Annotated in this window: 13 protein-coding genes and 1 riboswitch; of the genes, 6 read left to right on the top strand and 7 right to left on the bottom strand. The window is 52.4% G+C overall.

What is annotated here, in order from left to right; all coding sequences use genetic code 11:
* Positions 1 to 306 precede the first annotated feature (306 nt).
* The 4 genes from Q2J39_RS00350 to Q2J39_RS00335 all read left to right on the top strand — a co-directional run bounded on the left by Q2J39_RS00350 (position 307) and on the right by Q2J39_RS00335 (position 8,730).
* Complete coding sequence (locus Q2J39_RS00350) at positions 307 to 2,445, top strand: RND family transporter (protein WP_288338724.1); 2,139 nt, start codon at positions 307 to 309, stop codon at positions 2,443 to 2,445.
* 192 nt (positions 2,446 to 2,637) lie between these two features.
* Positions 2,638 to 5,898 carry a hypothetical protein gene (locus tag Q2J39_RS00345; RefSeq protein ID WP_288338723.1) on the top strand — a complete coding sequence of 1,087 codons (3,261 nt, stop codon included), beginning with the start codon at positions 2,638 to 2,640 and terminating at the stop codon, positions 5,896 to 5,898.
* 539 nt (positions 5,899 to 6,437) lie between these two features.
* On the top strand, positions 6,438 to 7,868 hold the full coding sequence (locus Q2J39_RS00340) for a trypsin-like peptidase domain-containing protein (RefSeq protein WP_288338722.1): 1,431 nt from the start codon (positions 6,438 to 6,440) through the stop codon (positions 7,866 to 7,868).
* 361 nt (positions 7,869 to 8,229) lie between these two features.
* Positions 8,230 to 8,730 carry a GNAT family N-acetyltransferase gene (locus Q2J39_RS00335; protein WP_230266872.1) on the top strand — a complete coding sequence of 167 codons (501 nt, stop codon included), beginning with the start codon at positions 8,230 to 8,232 and terminating at the stop codon, positions 8,728 to 8,730.
* 255 nt (positions 8,731 to 8,985) lie between these two features.
* Here the strand turns inward: Q2J39_RS00335 and Q2J39_RS00330 are convergent, their stop codons facing one another.
* Complete coding sequence (locus Q2J39_RS00330) at positions 8,986 to 10,128, bottom strand: hypothetical protein (protein WP_288338721.1); 1,143 nt, start codon at positions 10,126 to 10,128, stop codon at positions 8,986 to 8,988.
* 317 nt (positions 10,129 to 10,445) lie between these two features.
* Here Q2J39_RS00330 and Q2J39_RS00325 point away from each other — a divergent pair, with 317 nt between their 5' ends.
* The gene (locus Q2J39_RS00325; protein WP_288338720.1) at positions 10,446 to 11,399 is read left to right on the top strand and encodes a hypothetical protein; all 954 of its coding nucleotides are present in this window, start codon (positions 10,446 to 10,448) and stop codon (positions 11,397 to 11,399) included.
* 352 nt (positions 11,400 to 11,751) lie between these two features.
* The gene (gene sstT, locus Q2J39_RS00320; protein ID WP_288338719.1) at positions 11,752 to 13,026 is read left to right on the top strand and encodes a serine/threonine transporter SstT; all 1,275 of its coding nucleotides are present in this window, start codon (positions 11,752 to 11,754) and stop codon (positions 13,024 to 13,026) included.
* A 161-nt stretch (positions 13,027 to 13,187) separates the two neighbouring features.
* On the opposite strand, the gene tenA is transcribed toward sstT, so the two are convergent.
* The 6 genes from tenA to thiW all read right to left on the bottom strand — a co-directional run bounded on the left by tenA (position 13,188) and on the right by thiW (position 18,017).
* Positions 13,188 to 13,895, bottom strand: coding sequence for a thiaminase II (gene tenA, locus Q2J39_RS00315; protein ID WP_288338718.1), 708 nt, complete (start codon positions 13,893 to 13,895; stop codon positions 13,188 to 13,190).
* Positions 13,892 to 14,518: an energy-coupled thiamine transporter ThiT gene (locus Q2J39_RS00310; protein ID WP_230266867.1), complete on the bottom strand. Its 627-nt coding sequence runs from the start codon at positions 14,516 to 14,518 to the stop codon at positions 13,892 to 13,894. Before Q2J39_RS00310 ends, tenA begins: the two co-directional genes overlap by 4 nt.
* Positions 14,519 to 14,523: 5 nt before the next feature.
* Positions 14,524 to 15,345: a bifunctional hydroxymethylpyrimidine kinase/phosphomethylpyrimidine kinase gene (gene thiD, locus Q2J39_RS00305; protein WP_230266866.1), complete on the bottom strand. Its 822-nt coding sequence runs from the start codon at positions 15,343 to 15,345 to the stop codon at positions 14,524 to 14,526.
* Between the two features lie 248 nt (positions 15,346 to 15,593).
* Positions 15,594 to 16,250: a thiamine phosphate synthase gene (gene thiE / locus Q2J39_RS00300; protein WP_288338716.1), complete on the bottom strand. Its 657-nt coding sequence runs from the start codon at positions 16,248 to 16,250 to the stop codon at positions 15,594 to 15,596.
* Between the two features lie 150 nt (positions 16,251 to 16,400).
* Positions 16,401 to 17,213, bottom strand: coding sequence for a hydroxyethylthiazole kinase (locus Q2J39_RS00295; RefSeq protein ID WP_230267118.1), 813 nt, complete (start codon positions 17,211 to 17,213; stop codon positions 16,401 to 16,403).
* A 78-nt stretch (positions 17,214 to 17,291) separates the two neighbouring features.
* A riboswitch (TPP riboswitch) is annotated at positions 17,292 to 17,395 on the bottom strand.
* Positions 17,396 to 17,501: 106 nt separating this feature from the next.
* The gene (thiW, locus tag Q2J39_RS00290; protein ID WP_230267119.1) at positions 17,502 to 18,017 is read right to left on the bottom strand and encodes an energy coupling factor transporter S component ThiW; all 516 of its coding nucleotides are present in this window, start codon (positions 18,015 to 18,017) and stop codon (positions 17,502 to 17,504) included.
* Between the last annotated feature and the right edge of the window lie 101 nt (positions 18,018 to 18,118).

Raw genomic sequence — 18,118 nt, 5'->3', positions numbered from 1 at the left:
AACTAGAAAGGCAAGGCACTGCTCACTTGTGAAGCTTAAGTGAACAGCATTGCACCCGAACCTTTAAAAAATATAAAAAATGACTGATAGTCAATTTTTAGGCATAGGGAATAAAGTGTCTGAAAGGGATACGGGCGTAAATATTGACCGATGGTCAAAAACTGAATAGGATGGGTGATGTGAAAGGAAACCAGTGAAAAACAGGTACTTACGGTTATGGAAAAGTGTTCAAAATTTATTGTTAAATACCGGAATATTATCTTGCTTGTAGCTACGCTTCTGCTGATTCCTTCGGTTATTGGATATATGAATACGCGTGTTAACTACGATATTCTGACATATCTTCCAAAGGATTCCCCCTCGATTGTGGCGCAGGATGTGCTGAGCGACGATTTCAACCTGGCGGGTACGGCGATGGTCGTTGTAGACGACATGCCGGACAAGGATGTGGCCAGGCTGGAAGAGCAGATTTCTCAGATCGACGGCGTCGATACGACGCTCTCCAAGACAGATGTCGTGGATGCCCAGATTCCGGCAGATGTTCTTCCTTCTTCGCTGACGGATGCCATCTATTCGGACGGATCGACGATGATCATCGTCACGTTCAAGGATGCGGCGGCCAGCGATTCCACGATGAATGCGATCGAGGAAATTAAAAAGCTCTGCAGCGACAACGTGCATGTCGCCGGTTTTTCCGCTATTACAGCGGATACGAAAGCGATGGTGGATCGGGAAACGCCGATTTATTCCGCCATTGCGGTTCTTCTGGTTTTAATTGTTCTTTCGCTCGGACTGAAGTCCTGGCTGGCGCCATTGATCTTCATTCTGGGCATGGTTTATCCAATTCTATACAACATGGGAACCAATATTTTCCTTGGCGAGATTTCCTACGTCACCAAGGCGCTGAGCATGATTCTGCTGCTGGCCGTTTCCATGGACTACTCCATCTTCCTGCTGCACCGCTATCAGGAAGAGAAAAATAAAGGCGATTCCAAGGAAGACGCCATGGCCCGGGCCATTCATGCGACATGGCTTTCCATTACCAGCTCTTCCATTACGACAATCGCCGGCTTCCTTGCTCTGCTGGTCATGCAGCTGACGCTTGGACGCGATATCGGTATCGTCATGGCCAAAGGCGTTCTGTTCGCCGTGCTGTGTACGATTCTGGTTCTGCCTTCTCTGCTGATGTTCTTTGACCCATGGATTGAAAAATGGCAGCATCCGGTTCTGATCCGTCCGCTGCCGAAATTCTCCGACTGGGTTGTCGAGCATCGCAAAGCAATTCTGGTTGTCTTTGCCCTGCTGTTTGTTCCGGCCTTATGGTGCAACTCCCATACGGCACAGTATTACGACCTGGCTGCTTCTCTTCCTGCCGATCTTCCGGCGGTTGAGGGCACCAACGAACTGAAAGATAAATTCGATATGACGACTTCGCATTTCATCATGGTCGATCAGGATCTCTCCGCGTCCAAGACGCGTCAGATGGTCGATGAAATCGAAAACCTCGATGGAATTACGAGCGTAGTCGCCTATGAAAAGTTTGCCGGACCGATGATTCCTTCGGAACTTGAACCGGATGCCATCCGGGATGTACTCGAAGCCAACGGCCGCAAGCTGATTCTCGTCAATACGTCCTATCGTTCAGCTACCGATGAGCTGAACAATCAGATTGAAGATCTGTATTCCATTACACAGAAATACGATCCGAACGCGCTGATCGCCGGCGAGGGCAACATGACGCGCGATCTGATCAAGGTTACCGACATCGACTTCAAGATGGTCAACCTTGTTTCCATCCTCGCTATCTTCATTATTATTGCCCTTACCTTTAAATCGGTATCGCTGCCAATCCTGCTCGTGCTCTGTATTGAATTTGCGATTTTCGTCAACATGGGCATTCCGTATCTGACACATACCGAACTGCCGTTCATCGCCGGCATCGTTATCGGCACCATTCAGCTGGGTGCCTGCATCGACTACGCCATCCTGATAACGTCCAGATTCCGTGAAGAGCTCGCTGCGCATCAGCCGCCAAAAGAAGCCATTACGACGGCGATCACCCAGACGATGCCTTCCATTATTACTTCCGGTATGTCCTTCTTTGCGGCCTGCTCGGGCGTAAGCCTGATTGCCCGCATGGACCTGATCAAATCGCTGTGCACCCTGCTTGGCCGCGGCGCCCTGATCAGTGTCATCGTCATTCTGACGGTTCTGCCGGCTCTGCTTCTTACGTGCAACAAGTTCATCACCAGAACCACAAAAGGCTGGCCGAAAGCTGCACCGGAAGAAGACGCATCGAATTCGGATGCCAAAGCCGAAACTGCCCAAACGGTAAACACACAGGATTCCAAAACTGCTGCACAGACAGTGAATGACGTGAATTCAGAAAACCAGCCGCATTCTCCAGCCGGTTTTCGACTGGACCAGCAGACCGGTCTGGCTTAGAAAATCCGCAGATTTTCCATCTTATCCTCATCTGTTCTATACAGGCAGGCTGCCCGCAGTAAAAAAGCAGCGTGTCCCCATGGCGCAGGCTTCCCATTGCCTGGCCGACAAGAATCAGCCTCCAGAACCATTTCCCGTTTGAAGGACCGAACGGGAAACGGACAGCGGAGGGAAAGGAATGCTATTTCGAATATGAAAAACTCAATTCAGAAACTCGGAGCCGCTCTGTTAAGCAGCGCTCTGTCTCTTTCCGCACTTCCTGTTAGCGTACTGGCCAGGGAAGCGGAACCTTCCAACGCCAGCCGCACGATCCTTCAGGAAGAAAGTGCAAAATCCAAAAAGGATGCGAAAGACACCACAAAAACCGAAACGGTTTACTCGTTCCTGGATGAAAACGGCAATATTTCCAAAACGATCGTTACGTCCTGGCTGCACAATCCAAACGGACTCGGCGAGATCAGCGAAAATCTGAAACTGAGCGACGTACAGGATCTGAAAGAAGACAACAAGCCGACCGTTTCCGGCGACGTCTACACATGGAACGTAAACGGCAACGATCTTTACTATCAGGGTACGTCCAGGGAAAAACTGCCGGTACAGATCAAAGTTACCTACAGCCTGGACGGAAAAACGATGACGGCCGAACAGCTCAAAGGCAAAAGCGGTCATCTGAAAATGAACGTGGAATTCGTTAACGATCAGAAGAAAACCGTTAATCTCAACGGAAAGAACGTCATCATTCATCCGCTCTTTGCAGCGGGCGGTCTGATGGATCTCGACGGCAAGATCTTCTCCAATATTTCCTGCGAACAGGGCGAGACCATTAATGACGGCGAACGCGAATTCCTGATGTTCGCTGCACTGCCTGGATTAACCGAAACAATGGACAGCGCCGGCCTTTCTTCCTTTACCGATAAGCTTGGCGCCAGTGATGATGTGACGATCGAAGCCGATGTAAAAGACTTTGAAGTGCCGCAGATGTATTTCGGTGCAACCAATGAAATCCAGCTTTCCGAACTGAGCGATATGGACGATCTGAGCGAACTCACTTCGAAACTGCAGCCGCTCTTTGACGGCGCTGACCAGCTGGTGGACGGCGCAGCCAAACTGAGCGACGGTGCCGATCAGCTGCTGGACGGAACAAACTCCCTCACCGACGGCATGGGCGCTTTGAAAGACGGTTCCGGAAAACTGCATGACGGTTCTTCCCAGCTGAAAGACGGAACTGCAGCCACACAGGATGGCACCGCGGATCTCGAAGCCGGCGCGAAACGTCTGGCGGAAGGAACCGATGCTCTTGTTTCTGGTTCCAGCAAGCTGACCGCCGGAACTGCACAGCTCGAAAGCGGTGCAAAATCTGCCCAGGACGGCGTCAACAAGCTGTCCAAAGGCAGCGACGATCTGGCTGCCGGAACCGAACAGCTGGAAAGCGGATCGAAATCTCTGAGCGACGGTACGTCTCAGTTCAAGACAAAAGTTGATGCCCTTACCGGCCGGGACGGCCAGCTGTATCAGCTCGGCAATTCCTTCCTCGCTTTGAACAACGGCATGAAGAGCGCAAAATCCGGCGTATCGGAATTTACGAAAGCCGCTTCCGATAAGAGCGGTGAAGCCGCCGATGGCGCAGCGTCCTTCAAGACCCAGTTTGATCAGGGCGTGCAGTCTTTGCAGACTGGAGCCGATCAGGCCAAGGATGGTTCCAAACAGATTTCCGATGGTCTGAGCGCTCTGAATACTCAGATTTCCGGGATGGATCCGGCCAAGCTGTCCACACTGAGCACCCAGCTTTCCGGCGCTCTGACGACTCTGCAGGGTCAGAAGACGACGCTTGCGAACGATTTGCAGACGCTCAATACGATGAAGACCGCACTGAATAGTGCAAGCGCCAATGTCGGAACGCTTTCTTCGGGTATTCGTACGGACGTCAATACAATCAACCAGGGCGTAACCTCGGCGAACGCGCAGATTCAGGCAGCTAACAAGGAAATTGCCGATCGCAATACGAAACTTGCGGCGGTTTCCAACGCCAAAACCGGTGCGTCCAATGCGATCACCGCAGCACAGACCGCCAACAGTCAGGCCGCCACATCCGTATCGACTGCCTCTTCGCAGGTTGAAGCCGCACGTCAGGCGATTGCCGCTGCCGCTGCATCCACAACCGATGAAGCGACCAGGGCTGCCCTGAATGCCATTTCTCTGCCGCAGCTCTCCGGTGCGCTGACCAGCGTACAGGCTGCCGGAAGCAGTCTGGCCACCGCCAAGACTTCGGTAGACGATCTGCCGGCTTCGATTGCTCCGCTGCAGACGGCAATTACACCGATTTCCACAGCCAATGTGGAAAGTCTTTCCCAGAAACTCAGCCAGATTTCCACGATCTCCACTTCACTCGATGGAGCCGTCCAGCAGCTGACCAGCCTGGATCACGATATCGATACAGCCATTACCGCACTGACCGGCGTACAGAATGGTCTGAACCAGATCAGCGCCAGCGAGGATTTCACTAACCTGAGCGCTTCGCTGACGAAACTCCAGCAGGCAACCGACAAGTTAAGTACCGCTGCCTCCCAGCTGCATACCGGCATCTCCACACTCGATGACGGTGTCGGCGAACTGACAACGAAGACGGATGACGGCATTGACCAGCTCGAAAGCGGTCTGCGCACATTAAGCCAGACGCTGTCCACAAAAGCCGACGACCTGAATAAGGGTATGGATCAGCTTGCGGATTCGACCCAGAAACTGGCCGACAGCCGCACGACACTCATTGATGCCGCCACATCGCTGAGCACCGCTGCCGCGTCCATGAATGACGGCGCAGCCAAACTCGCCAGCGGCGCTTCGAGCGTCAATGCCGGTGCCAAGGCGCTGCAGGCCGGTCATCTGGAACTGATCAACGGCGTAACCGTATTAAGCAAGGGCGCGTCGGATGTACACAGCGGCATGAACGATCTGAACGCTGGTATCGTCCAGACGCACGACGGCGCTTCCCGTCTCTACGCCGGATCGAGCGCTCTGCATGCAGGCGCTGTACAGCTGAATCAGGGAGCCAGTCAGCTGTATGACGGAGCAAGCCAGCTTGATGACGGCATCACCCAGGCGCAGGATGGCGCCGCACAACTCAAGGATGGCGCAAGCCAGCTTGATGACGGTGCGCGTCAGCTGAAAGACGGAACCGTCAAACTCAATGACGAAGGCATGAGCCAGCTGAAAAAAGCTCTGAACTGGGGCGAAGAAGAAATCGCCATGTTCAAGGACCTCTGCAATGAAACGATCCGTTTCAACGAAGAGTACTCCACCTTCGCCGGTGCACCGGAAGGTGCCAAGACTTCGGTTCGCTACATCTTCAAAGTCGAAACCCCGGACACCAGGAAGTCGGACAATAAGAAATCGGAAGACAAGAAAGCCGACGATTCAAAAGCTGACTCCAGCGAAAGCGAAAGCAGCGAAAAGTAAGGAACGAAGAAACGCTCGATGAAAATCGATGCGAACCCGTTTCGTTCATAAATTCTGAACGACAGAACTCTGTCCAGGCACAATAGGCTGATCCAGCCTGAGGGAACTTCAGAACCCTCAGAAGGATCAGCCTTTTTTTCGGCCGCTTTCCAAAATGAAATCCGTTTTGCGAATAAGTACAGCACAGAACGAGAAAAACGGCACAGGCGTATCGCTCGGTAACCGGACTTGAAAGAGGCAGGACCGCCGCTTTTCCAGGCGGGAGCGGCTCTCGAAAAAAGCGCAAAAAGGCCTTTATATACAACTAAGATAAGAAATTGACCCGATCCGATACTTGAGAAAAAAGAGTCGGAAAGGACGGCGAGAAAACAGAACTGACATTATGCGAACCGCATTTTTATATGGTCAGTTGAAAAGAAAGACGGACACCGATCGGGTAGTATGGCACTAGAAAACTGCAATATAGTGATCGACATATTTACCGGACGCATAACGAAGGAAACTTCACAGCCCGGCAACATAGAATAAGGAGATTGTGCATGAAACGAAAACATATTTATCCGATTCCCCCAGCCTATGGGTCAACGCGTCCAAAACTTGGACATCGTCTTGGCGCCTGGGTATTAAGCCTGACGATGGCGTTTTCCTTTCTTTCGCCGACAGCCATGCTGGCAAAGGAAAAGCCGGATTTTACCGACGCACCAAACGGTACAGTAACTGTCGAGGACGACTCGGTTCGCTACGCGTTTGATTCGACGCAGATTCAAAACGATGCTGCATCGGAAGAAGAGGCAGAACCAGAAAACGAACAGCCGCTCGATCCGGTGTACAAGGAAGATCCAAGCGGACCGGACGGTTCGGATATTCTTCCCGAATACAACGAAGATTCTCCCGAAACCCGTACCCGCGTTATGGATACGACCCGCATGCCGTACAGCGCCATCTGCAAGCTTCGTCTGGAATTTGTAGACCAGAACGATGAACACCGCTATTACGTCGGTACCGGCTTTGTCATTGGTCCAAATACGGTTCTGACGTGCGGCCACTGTATTTACGATGTGGAACACGGCTACGGCTGGATCCAAAGCATTCATATCACCCCGGGTGCCACCGATTATTCCGCACCGTTTGGCGCGTGGACGAGTGAAGATGTTGAATATTTCGAAGTCGATAAAGGCTGGCTGAACGACGCGCACGAAGCCAACGACGTGGCACTGATTGTACTCAACGACGACATTGCCGCCAAAACCGGCAAGCTTCCGCTTTCGATTGACGGCGCCAAGGCCCAGCGGCTGCATCTGAGCGGCTATCCGGCGGAATACAATCACGAAAACGACATTTCTACCCAGTACGAAAGCTGGGGCAGCGATGTGGAAGTGTTTGACCGCATTCTGGAATCCAACACGTACGGCAGCGGCGGCCAGAGCGGATCGCCGATGCTGAACGAAAACGGCGAAGTCGTTTCTCTGTTTGCCTACGTCTATGGGTACCGTGACCGTTCCGGCGGACCTCTGATGGACCGTGAACGTCTCGTCTGGATCGCGCAGAACTCGCGTGTACCGGATCCGGTCTTCCGTCTGTATAACCCGAATTCCGGCGAACATTTCTACACGCTGAATCTGCAGGAAGCCAATTACCTCGATCGGGCCGGCTGGAATGCAGAAGGTCTGGCCTGGTCTTCCTGCGACGAAGACAACGCGATTCCGGTCTTCCGTCTGTATAACCCGAATACCGGCGATCATCACTACACCATCGATGAGAAGGAATACAACGCGCTGCAGGGCTTTGGCTGGCGCGCAGAAGGCGAATCCTGGAAAGCTGCACTGGAACATTATGAACATCCGGTTTATCGTCTCTATAACCCGAATGCCGAAACCGGCAGCCATCATTTCACTCTCAGTGAAGATGAACGCGATAATCTGATTTACTACGGCTGGAAATACGAAGGCATCGCCTTCTACGCTGATTAATCCCGAAACTGTCCCTTGCGGACAGTTTTTTATGGGCTCCCTTTTCCAGAGCGGAAACGATGAAGGTTCAAAAAGGAGACAGAATGGAACGAAGGAAAATCTCTGCTAAAGAAGAAGCAGAGGATTACAATGAAAAACGTCTGTAACCAGTATGTAAGATAGTGAAGCAAGGCTTCACTCATCCGCATAAGCCGCAAAGCCATTCCGGTTTAAATGGGCGGGACACCGCCCGGCAGGTACAGACCGAAGGCGGCTGGCCAAAACCGCCCAACCCAGGCCAAAACAAAGACAAAACGGTGCGAAACAAAGCCAGAAGAAAACCAGCCAGCGGTAGCCAGCCCGGATGGAGGAGGGAACAGAAATGAATATTCGAAGAGCGGATCTTCACGATCTTGACGTCATTGACAGCCTGCTCAGTCAGGTTCTGGAAGTACACCATCAGGCGCGCCCGGATCTCTTTAAGACCGGCGCCCGCAAATACACCGACGAACAGCTCGAAACGATTCTTCGCGAGGAAAAGACACCGGTCTTTGTTTACGAAGATGAAGAAGGACAGGTTCGCGGCTATGCGTTCTGCATTTTTCAGGAGCATCCCAACGACAATATCCTCACGCCGATCAAAACGCTCTATATCGACGATCTCTGCGTCGATCAGAACATCCGCCATCAGCACATCGGCCGTCATCTGTATGAATACGTCTGCGACTTCGCACGAAAGAGCGGCTGTTATAACGTGACGCTCAACGTATGGGCAGACAATACTTCGGCCCTTCACTTTTATGAGTCGCTCAATCTCAAGCCGCAGAAAATCGGCATGGAAAAGATTCTCGAGTACCCGTCCGAGAGGGAAAATCGCGAATAAAATCGCATAGATCGCTGCAGATTCATGCAGATTCGCACAAATCCGCAGATTCACGGAGATTCAGCAGATCGACAGAGATCCGCACATCATCCGGTGAGACCTCAAAGAGGACATAGGAAAATCGCCCGCAAGGAGAAACGCTTTGTTTCTTTCTGCGGGCGATTTTCCTATGCATGGATTTTGAAACGGGGACAGCAGAGGAGGACAGGAGCGGGAAAACGGAGGATGACTCTATATCCTGGGATCCTGACTGTTCTATTTGGATTCGGTGTCTGTATCTTCCGGCAGACGCTTGATGGAAAAGGAGGCCTGATCGGAATTGTTCTGGATCTGGTGGACCTGAAAGCCGTTTTCTGCAATCTGCTGGCTGCGGCGATCGCGGCGATGGAACGAGGCGCGATCGTTTCGGGAAGCGGAAGCTTTCAGAATGGAGCGGGCCAGACGGTCGGCTTCTTTAGGATCCACATCTTCCAGACCGGATTCTTCCGAGCTGCTCTCTTCGTGAGCCGGCGCAGTTCTTCGTTCCGGAGAAGGGGCCGCCTTGCGCTCGATCGAAGAAGCTGCGGATTCTGAAGGAGCAGAAGAGGGTGAAGAGGCAGTCGGTTCAGAAGACGTCGCCTGTGTGTCTGCAGAGGACGAGGAAGGAGCCAAATGAATATGGGCATCTTCAGCGGGAAGGACCGGTTCAGCCGGTTCGTTTTCGTTCGTGTCCGTCGGTACAGACGCTTCCCTCGGCTGTTTGGTCTGCGCGGCTGCGTCTGGTTCGTTTGCGGCAGCATCTGGTTCGAGTTCTTCCTGTTCAGAAACCGATTCCTTCTCATCGTCGCGTTCTGCCGGGATCGCATCGTCCTGTGTATCGGCTGTGAAAGTTTCTTCTGCTTTTGCCGGCGTTTCTTTCGGACTTTCGTCGGGATTCTCGTCCTCGGCTTTGTGCGCTTCAGATTTCGCATCGTCTGCATGTTCCAAAGAAGCATCCGATCGGTTGGATCCTTCGTCTGCCGGTGCGGTTTCGCCAGCCGGCGTTGCAGGGGCGGAAGGGGTCAGGACAATGTCCTTGGCCATCTGGTTTCTGGTCCACAGTTTCGCGCCGAAAAAGGAAAGAATTTCCAGAAGCAGAAGGATGACGGATTCGATCTGAATGACCGGCAGTTCCAGCATGAATACGGAAAGCGCGCCGACTACATTCAGAAGCATCAGTCCTGCGCCGCATTTGCGCAGGGCGTCTCCATAAATTTCCTGAGCGCGAATCCAGCGCTTTGTGCCCGGTTCAAGATCCGGGCTCGAATAGCCGGAAAGACTGTCATACTCTTTCGCCTTTAAAAAGCCGAGAATCTGGGTGCCTTTCAGAAAAATAAAAAAGGAAAGCAGAAAGTTGCAGAGAAAATACAGAATATTCATGGTGACTCCTTATCGTGTACAGATACTGTTGAACAGCGGGCGGGAAAGAAACCGGGCCGTTTTTTAAGATTCCCGTGGTCGGACAGGCTTTGAAAATCAAAAAAATCCCAGACTGGCCGCGTTATGGGTGCATATCCAAAATACCGGAAAAGAATAGTAAAGTTTTTAATAAGCCTCGGTTTTCCAGACGGCCGATGGATGAAAAGAAATTGAGCGGCCGGTATAATTCAGATTACAGGTTTATTTCCGGTTTCCGGGCGATTTGAGCGAACGGCACGATCGGCGGGAAACCGTTTTATTCAGGAAAGGGAAACGATATGTCAGATAATTCGGGTAAAGATCTGCTCCCCATGCTTCTGCCCATGGCGCTGGCCTTTGTTCTGCATCTGGGGTTCATTTTCAAACTCCTTTTTATTATTCCAGTCATTTACTATGTCGGCCATTTTTTAGGTCAGGCCAGAACGCGAACGGAGTACGTTTCCCCGCAAAAGCCGCAAAACAGCGAGTATAACGAGGCGATGTTCGGCTATTCGCATCCGGTCGTCATGCCGTATGCCTTTTATTATCTGGAAGGGCTGATGATGTATCTCTATTCCTTCCTTCTGTTTTTCGCACCAGGCATCAGCCGCTATTTTTCCAACTGGGGCTCGGTCTACCTGGGCATGGGGGCACTGAAAGCCGGTCCGCGTACATATTCTTCTCCTGCGAATTCTTCGCAAAGCCATGCGTCCCGTACACAGGCGCGGCCGTCTCAAAAGCCGCCCATTCCGAAAAAGCTGCCGATTCCCAATGTGAAAGACACACGTGCTTCCAGCGGAAGCGGGCAACTTTTCCCACGACCGGAGAAAAAGGCCCGGCCAGTCGTTGACGAGGCCAAGGAGACGCAGCGCGCGATCGAGCGCAATCTGCTGACACAGATCGAAAACAACGACCGGGAACTGCACCGCATCAAGGACAATTCCGAGGCCATTCTCGAAAACATTTTTGGTGGAAGCAAACTGTCGATTGCCCGTTTCACAGCTGGACTGGATGAAGCGATCGCCATGTCTCAGAACAATCTCGAACAGGCCAGACAGTATGTGAAGATTGGTCATAACATGGACATTTTGCGCAAATACTATGAACGTTCCGTCCAGATCAATAAGAAAGCCGCCGATCTGCTCGATTCGCTCGTTACCCATCAGCAGGCGGAAAACGATGACGATTTCGAAGAAATGACCCGCCGCCTCGACGAACTGCAGGATTCCATCAAGTACTACGAACTGCACTGATTAGAAAATCCAGATTCGAAAGAGAGGACAGAGTCATACGATTTACCCCTTGAATTGCCAGGCCGGAGCATACGCTCCGGCTTTTTTGCGGCAAAAAGTGTGAAAAGGGAAGATACGAATGGAAGAAAGAACGACAGAGGCCAAAAGGCAAGAACGTATCTTCCGAAAAACATGATAAAAACATACAAAGCGAGCAAGAACAACGTTCAGATGACGGAGACAGGCGTCTTTGTGTGGCGATCAGAGGATCACGTATTATTATTTTTGTTGGTGAATTTGAACATCGAACACGGATCGGCTGTTCTGTTTCGATGTTTTTCATTTTCCGACAAGGGAAAAGGAGATAGTTTTTATGCAATCCATTAAAAATGGGTGTCTGAAGCTCGTTCGAGGCTACAACCGCACCAGTCTGATTCTTCGCATTCTGATTGGTCTGGTGATTGGCGTCATACTGGCTTTGCTGGTGCCAGGCTGGACCTGGATTGGCGAATTTGGAAATCTGTTTGTCGGCGCGCTGAAAGGCGTGGCGCCGATTCTGGTTTTTGTTCTTGTCGCAAGTGCGCTTGCGCAAAATTCTTCCCGGCTTGACCGCCGGTTTGGTACTGTCATCTGGCTGTACATGCTGACGACATTTTTAGCCGCTGTACTGGCGGTGCTGGCGTCCCGCCTGTTTCCGCAGACCATCGTTCTGCCCGAAGCGGCGAGCGTGTCCACGATTCCGCAGGGCCTCGATGAAGTCATGCATACCCTGCTGGCCAATATCGTTTCCAACCCGATCCAGTCGATCGCGGACGGCAACTATATCGGCATTCTGTTTTATGCGGTTCTCTTTGGTCTGGCGATGAAAGCCTGCGCTTCGGACAATACGAAGAAGTTCATGAACGATGTGGCGGAAGCCGTCAGCAAGATCGTTCGCTGGGTAATCAACCTGGCGCCCTTTGGCATCATGGGTCTGATTTACACGACTGTATCGACAAGCGGTCTGTCCATCTTTACCGATTACGGAAAGCTGCTGCTTCTGCTCGTCGGCACGATGCTGTTCATGGCGCTCGTCGTTTCCCCGTTTGTGGTGTTCTGCTATCTGCACGTCAATCCATATCCGCTCGTGTTCAAGTGCCTGAAAGAATCCGGCATTCCGGCATTCTTTACCCGCAGTTCGGCTGCGAATATTCCAGTCAACATGGAACTGTGCAAGAAGATGGGTCTCGATAAGGATTTCTATTCCGTATCGATTCCGCTGGGCAGCACGATCAACATGGACGGCGCCGCGATCACGATTACGATCATGACACTCGCTGCCGCCAATACGCTGGGCATTCAGGTTTCCTTCCCGGCTGCGGTTCTGCTTTCGATGATGGCTGCGCTCGGAGCATGCGGCGCTTCGGGTATTGCCGGCGGATCTCTTCTGCTGATCCCGATGGCCTGCTCCCTGTTTGGCATTTCTCAGGATGTGGCCATGCAGGTCGTAGCGGTCGGCTTCATTATCGGTGTCGTTCAGGATTCGGTAGAAACCTGCCTGAACTCCGCCGGCGATGCCGTCTTTACCGCGACAGCGGAATTCATTCAGTGGAAAAAAGAAGGAAAACCGCTTCCGGAATTCCTTCGCAAGAAAAAAGCTTCCAGGTAATTCGAAGCTTTATGCAGAAAATTTCAGATAAAAACTGGCTGAGTCGGACGGATCCGCTCAGCCAGTTTTCATTAAATGGCGGAATTTGAAGCGCAGCGTATTTTCGGGAGATTCGTATTTTGGAACGCGTATAGAGCGTTTACTGGGTGTTTACAAATCGCTTAGGCACAAAGCCGCGTTTCATCACCCGTCTGCCAGGCTCCGTTCCAGAAGCCCATTTCAAAACGGGAACAGGTCTCGAAAATATTCTCGAGGGCATCGAGCCGCTCTTTGGAAAGCTCTCTGGTCAGATCGTCGAGCAGCGCGCAGAGGTCATCGTTTTCTTTGGCGTAATCGGCCGAGTCGTATTGCGCAAACCAGCTGCCGTACAGCGGATCGTTTAAGGCTTCGGGCTTTTCCTTGACGATTTCGTGCGCGATGTATTCGTAGCTGAGGGCGCAGGCGAGAATCGAAATTAAAATTTCTTCCTGTTTGCCTTCGAGACAGACTTTGAGCATGTAGGAGGTATAGCCAAGATTTTCCAGCGAAGGAACGGCACGTTCCAGATCCTGTTTCGAAATGCCGAGCGCTTCAAACGCGCCGCGGTGAACGTCGAGCTCGAAATTGTTGATCCGCTTCAGATAATGTTCGCAGACGGCGCGAAAGGCGGGGTCGGTGCCCTTAACCATACCCAGAAGGAAGCAGCGTCCATACTCTTTCAAATACAGATAGTCCTGCATCATGTAGCCGGTATAGCGATCGTGCGAGAGCGTCCCATTGGCCAGCTTTTGCAGAAACGGATGGCGCAGGTAATGGTTCCAGTACGGAATGGAATCGTTTAAAAGACGCGCGCTGAAGGAATCTTTCTTATGACGAAGCGCTTCAATCACTGGGCGGCTCCTTTCTTTACCATTTTGGATTTGCCAAGGCGCTCCAGCGTTTTGAGCGGCAGGGCGAGCATGACCAGCGTGCAAAGAAGGAACAGCGGGACCTTGCTGGTGAGGTGGTACGTCATGCTGTAAGCCCAGGGACCCCAGCCCGACCAGGCGTTCTGGGAAAAGAAGACAACACCGCTGGCCGCATGGCCCATGAACTTGATCGCAAACGCGAGCAGAAGGCCGGGAAGAATGCCCAGCTTCGTTTTCGCCGAAAACAGTCCTGCATAGCCCAGGCAGGAAAAGCACACCAGGTGTTCCACAAAAATCTGTGCCCAATGGACCGGCTGCCAGGTAGGAAGCAGTGCGATGGAAAGCAGACCGGTAATCCATCCGGAAAGAATGGCCAGCTTTGGATCAAAGCAGATGGCCAGAACCAGCAGCGGCACGGGCGAACACAGCGTGATCACCGCGCCGGTCGGCAGCGGAATGAAAATGGATTCCAGAATCAGGGTCAGCGCGATGCAGATCGCGCAGATCGAAATCGAAGACGTGGTCAGCTTTACGTCCTTAACCAGCCAGAGGCTGATTCCAAAATAGGCGATGAGACTGACGACAATAAGAATCTGCGTAAGCATCGTACCTAGACCTCCGGATCGTTTTCAGGAAGATCAAAAAAATCTTCGTGACCTTTAAAGGCATGGTTCATCGGTCCGGGACCGCTGCCCAGATTCAGGCCGTCGTCCAGTGCCCGGGTAATGTACGCTTTGGCTCTTCGTACGGACTGAGGCAGATTAAACCCTTTGGCCAGATTGGCTGCGATGGCGCTCGAAAGGGTACAGCCGGTGCCGTGCGTGTTTTCCGTCTGGACGCGTTCGCCTTCAAACCAGATCAGATTGCTTCCGTCGTAAAGCACGTCGTTGGCGTCTTCGACGCGATGACCGCCTTTGACAAGAACGGCGGTATGGAAGGTGCTGCCCAGATTGCGGGCGGCTTTTTCCATGTCGTCCCGGTTCTGAATGGAGAAGCCGCAGAGAACTTCGGCTTCGGGGATGTTTGGCGTGATCAGGGTGGCGTCCTGGATCAGATGCGTTTTAAGCGCCTCGATGGCGTCTGGATCAATGAGCAGACTGCCGCTGGTGGAAACCATGACGGGATCGACGACGGTTTTTACATCCGGAATTTCCTGAAGGGATAAAGCGACCGCTTCAATGGCAGGTGCACTGCCGACCATGCCGATTTTGACGGCGTCGGGTCGAATATCGTGAACGACCATTTCAATCTGTTCGCGGATAAATTCGGGAGTGACGGGGAAGATATTGCTGACGCCGGTTGTGTTCTGGGCCGTCAGAGACGTCATGGCCGCCATGGCGAAAACGCCATTGCACGTCATAGTCTTCAGATCGGCCTGAATGCCGGCGCCTCCGCTCGGATCGGATCCGGCGATGGATAATGCAGTATACATATTCGTATTCCTCTTTCTTTTGAGTTCTTTCATGCATTTTCTTTTGTTACGCGGCGCAAGGTGGTGCCCCCAATTCGTCGCGGCTGGATTTGGATTCGATCGAGAATTCGATCGTTACCAGCATTTTTTCTTTGCTGCTTCGTACAGCTTTTCCTGCGAATCTTTGTTTTTTACTGTGAATCTTTGTTTTGTCTGGCCGGACTTTGCCTGGCCTTATTTGGCTTTGCTCGCTTTGTTCAGACGCTTGCTTAGGCGTTCACGCAGATCTCCTGGGCTTTCTTTAAAAACGAGGGGACCGATGTCTGATCGTCCAGATGCGCGAAGACGCCAGAAGAAGACGCAAAGCCGGCAATGCCGGTATCCTTCAGGACGTCCACGTTGTTTTTGGCAAGCCCCCCAATGGCTACTGCAGGAATCGAAATGGCTTTGGTAATTTCACGCAGCGCCTGCGGTGTTAAAGGCTTCGTATCCGTTTTGGTCTGGGTCGGATAAATCGCCCCGGCTCCGATGTAATCGGCTCCATCGCGTTCTGCCTGTCGGGCCAGTACAACCGAAGGCGCGGTCACACCGATGATGAAATCCTCTCCAGCAATGGAGCGGGCCGCTTTGCAGGACCCGTCTTTCTGGCCGAGATGCACGCCGTCGGCATGAATTTTTAAAGCCAGCTCCAGATCATCGTTGATGATCAGCGGAATGCCGGATTCCTGGCATACGGCCAGGACCTGACGCGCTTCTTCTTCAAGCGCTGCACCGTTCAGCCGTTTTTCGCGCAGCTGAATCATCGTTGCGCCCTGAGCAATGGCTTCGCGTACGAGATCTGCCATCGTTTTGGACGGATTGTCCTGTACAAAGCGAAGATCGGTCAGGGCATACAGCTTCAGCTGCTTCCATAGGTCTTTTTCCAATACTTTTCCTCTCTTTCTATGTTCTTTTCCGGGAATGTGACTTCCCATCTTTCAGGCAAGTTTCGCAGATTGAGATGGCTTCCAAAGCGAATCCGATGAGCGGATCGGACTTGGATCGGATGGGATGGGGATCGGTCTGCGGTCATCGTTTTACGAGAGACTCATCGCATCCAGAAAACGGATCAGAAAATGCCCGCTGCCTTCCGCAGTCTGCAGGTTTTGTTCGGCAATCTGGGCCCAGGCTTTAAACCAGCCTAAAGCACACGCCGCAGCCTGTTCGGGCTGGTCGGACCATACGCCAAGAGCGGCTGCTAAAAAGGCGGTTAACATGCACCCGGTTCCGGATCGAGCGGCCATCCACGCTGAACCGCCCCGGGCGGCATACATACGGCGATCGGGTGTGAAGAGCCGGTCTTCCTTACCGGTACAGATCAGCAGACACGAATGGGCACTGGCGCAGTCGAGCAGCGCTTCGAGAAAGCGTCTGGAATCCCCGATGGCCTGCACCTCTTTGCTCTGTACATCGATGCTTCCGCTGCCGCCCATATGGCAGAGGCTGGCCAGTTCGGAAAGATTGCCTTTGATCAGCCAGGGATGGATTTCTGTAAGAAGCTCGAGTGCTTTTGCCTGACGGAAGGGCGATACGCCGATGCCGGTCAGATCGAGAACGATTGGAATGTTTGCATCCTTTGCGGCTTTTCCGCTTTTTCGAAGGACGTTCCATTTGTTTTCGGAAGGCATTCCAATCGATAAGGAGAGCGCCTGGCTGCTTCTGGTAATCTCCGCACATTCCTGCAGATCTTCGCTTAAAATCGGCGAAGCGCCGACAGCACTCAGTCCATCGGCTACTTTGGCTGCGCTCACAGCAGGGGTGATGCAGTGAACCCGGGGATGCCGTTTTCGCAAAGCTTCCAGCAGACGGGGATCCGCTGTGCAGAAACGCGTTTCGTTTTGGAAATCCATAAAGTTTTCCCCTTTCTCTCTGCGGCCTTGTACCCGTTCACAAAAAAACAGGAAAATCCAAAGCGGATTTTCCTGCAAAAAGTCGATAGATCAGCTTCCTACGGCGGCATAATCCGCATCAGGTTCCAGGGTCGAAGCCAAACTTCCTCTCAGCTTTTTTCAAAGCTCCCCTGCTGTTTGATGGAACGGGTATTAATTCCTTTCTAAAACCTGTTTTCTAAGCCGTCAAGAAACGGTGACCGGTCGTTTTAATTTCCGTTCGAAAGCACGGAGGTACGCCGATTTTCGTCAGGCGTTTTCCTGCTTCAAAAGGGAAGGCATGACGGTTCTGGACATGGCTTCCAGAACAAACGCGGAAATGAGCGAGCCCGCGACCGTAGAAATGAGGAAGGGAATAATGTAGGCGTAAAAAGCCACTTCCCCGGCGGATACGCCCAGAAAGGCAATAGCCAGCGGATAGGCGCACAGACCGCCCAGAATGCCGGTACCAAAGACTTCCGCCAGAACGGTCAGCCACAGATTATGGCTGTACTTCCAGGCCAGTCCGCAAAACAGAGCGCCGATCATGCTTCCGGGAAACGCCATAATGCTTCCCAGACCGAGCATGTTGCGCAGAAGGCTGGCCACAAACGCGACGCCGGTTCCGTACCACGGTCCAAGAAGAACCGCGCAGATGATGTTGACCATATGCTGGACAGGCGCACAGCGGCTTCCGAAAATCGGGAAGGAAAACAGGCTTCCCACAACCGCAACTGCACATAGGAGCGCCGCAAAAGTAAGTTTTCGAATCGAATTATTTTTCATTTCAAATCCTCTCTTTCTGAATACAAAACAGACGGTCGGAATCTTCGGATTCCCTCTCAGACCAGAATGATGGCCTCCCTCGCAGCAGTTCATGTCAGGCG

Source organism: uncultured Allobaculum sp., from assembly GCF_948576815.1.
GTDB lineage: Bacteria > Bacillota_I > Bacilli_A > Erysipelotrichales > Erysipelotrichaceae > Allobaculum > Allobaculum fili.
Note: the sequence above shows the minus strand (reverse complement) of the source record. Positions and strands in the feature narration are given on the sequence as shown.

Bases quoted from the DNA above. Each gene is read 5' to 3' on its own strand.
- Q2J39_RS00350 (WP_288338724.1), top strand. From the start codon at position 307: ATGAATACGCGTGTTAACTACGATATTCTGACATATCTTCCAAAGGAT.
- Q2J39_RS00345 (WP_288338723.1), top strand. From the start codon at position 2,638: ATGAAAAACTCAATTCAGAAACTCGGAGCCGCTCTGTTAAGCAGCGCT.
- Q2J39_RS00340 (WP_288338722.1), top strand. From the start codon at position 6,438: ATGAAACGAAAACATATTTATCCGATTCCCCCAGCCTATGGGTCAACG.
- Q2J39_RS00335 (WP_230266872.1), top strand. From the start codon at position 8,230: ATGAATATTCGAAGAGCGGATCTTCACGATCTTGACGTCATTGACAGC.
- Q2J39_RS00330 (WP_288338721.1), bottom strand. From the start codon at position 10,128: ATGAATATTCTGTATTTTCTCTGCAACTTTCTGCTTTCCTTTTTTATT.
- Q2J39_RS00325 (WP_288338720.1), top strand. From the start codon at position 10,446: ATGTCAGATAATTCGGGTAAAGATCTGCTCCCCATGCTTCTGCCCATG.
- sstT (WP_288338719.1), top strand. From the start codon at position 11,752: ATGCAATCCATTAAAAATGGGTGTCTGAAGCTCGTTCGAGGCTACAAC.
- Q2J39_RS00310 (WP_230266867.1), bottom strand. From the start codon at position 14,518: ATGCTTACGCAGATTCTTATTGTCGTCAGTCTCATCGCCTATTTTGGA.
- thiD (WP_230266866.1), bottom strand. From the start codon at position 15,345: ATGTATACTGCATTATCCATCGCCGGATCCGATCCGAGCGGAGGCGCC.
- Q2J39_RS00295 (WP_230267118.1), bottom strand. From the start codon at position 17,213: ATGGATTTCCAAAACGAAACGCGTTTCTGCACAGCGGATCCCCGTCTG.
- thiW (WP_230267119.1), bottom strand. From the start codon at position 18,017: ATGAAAAATAATTCGATTCGAAAACTTACTTTTGCGGCGCTCCTATGT.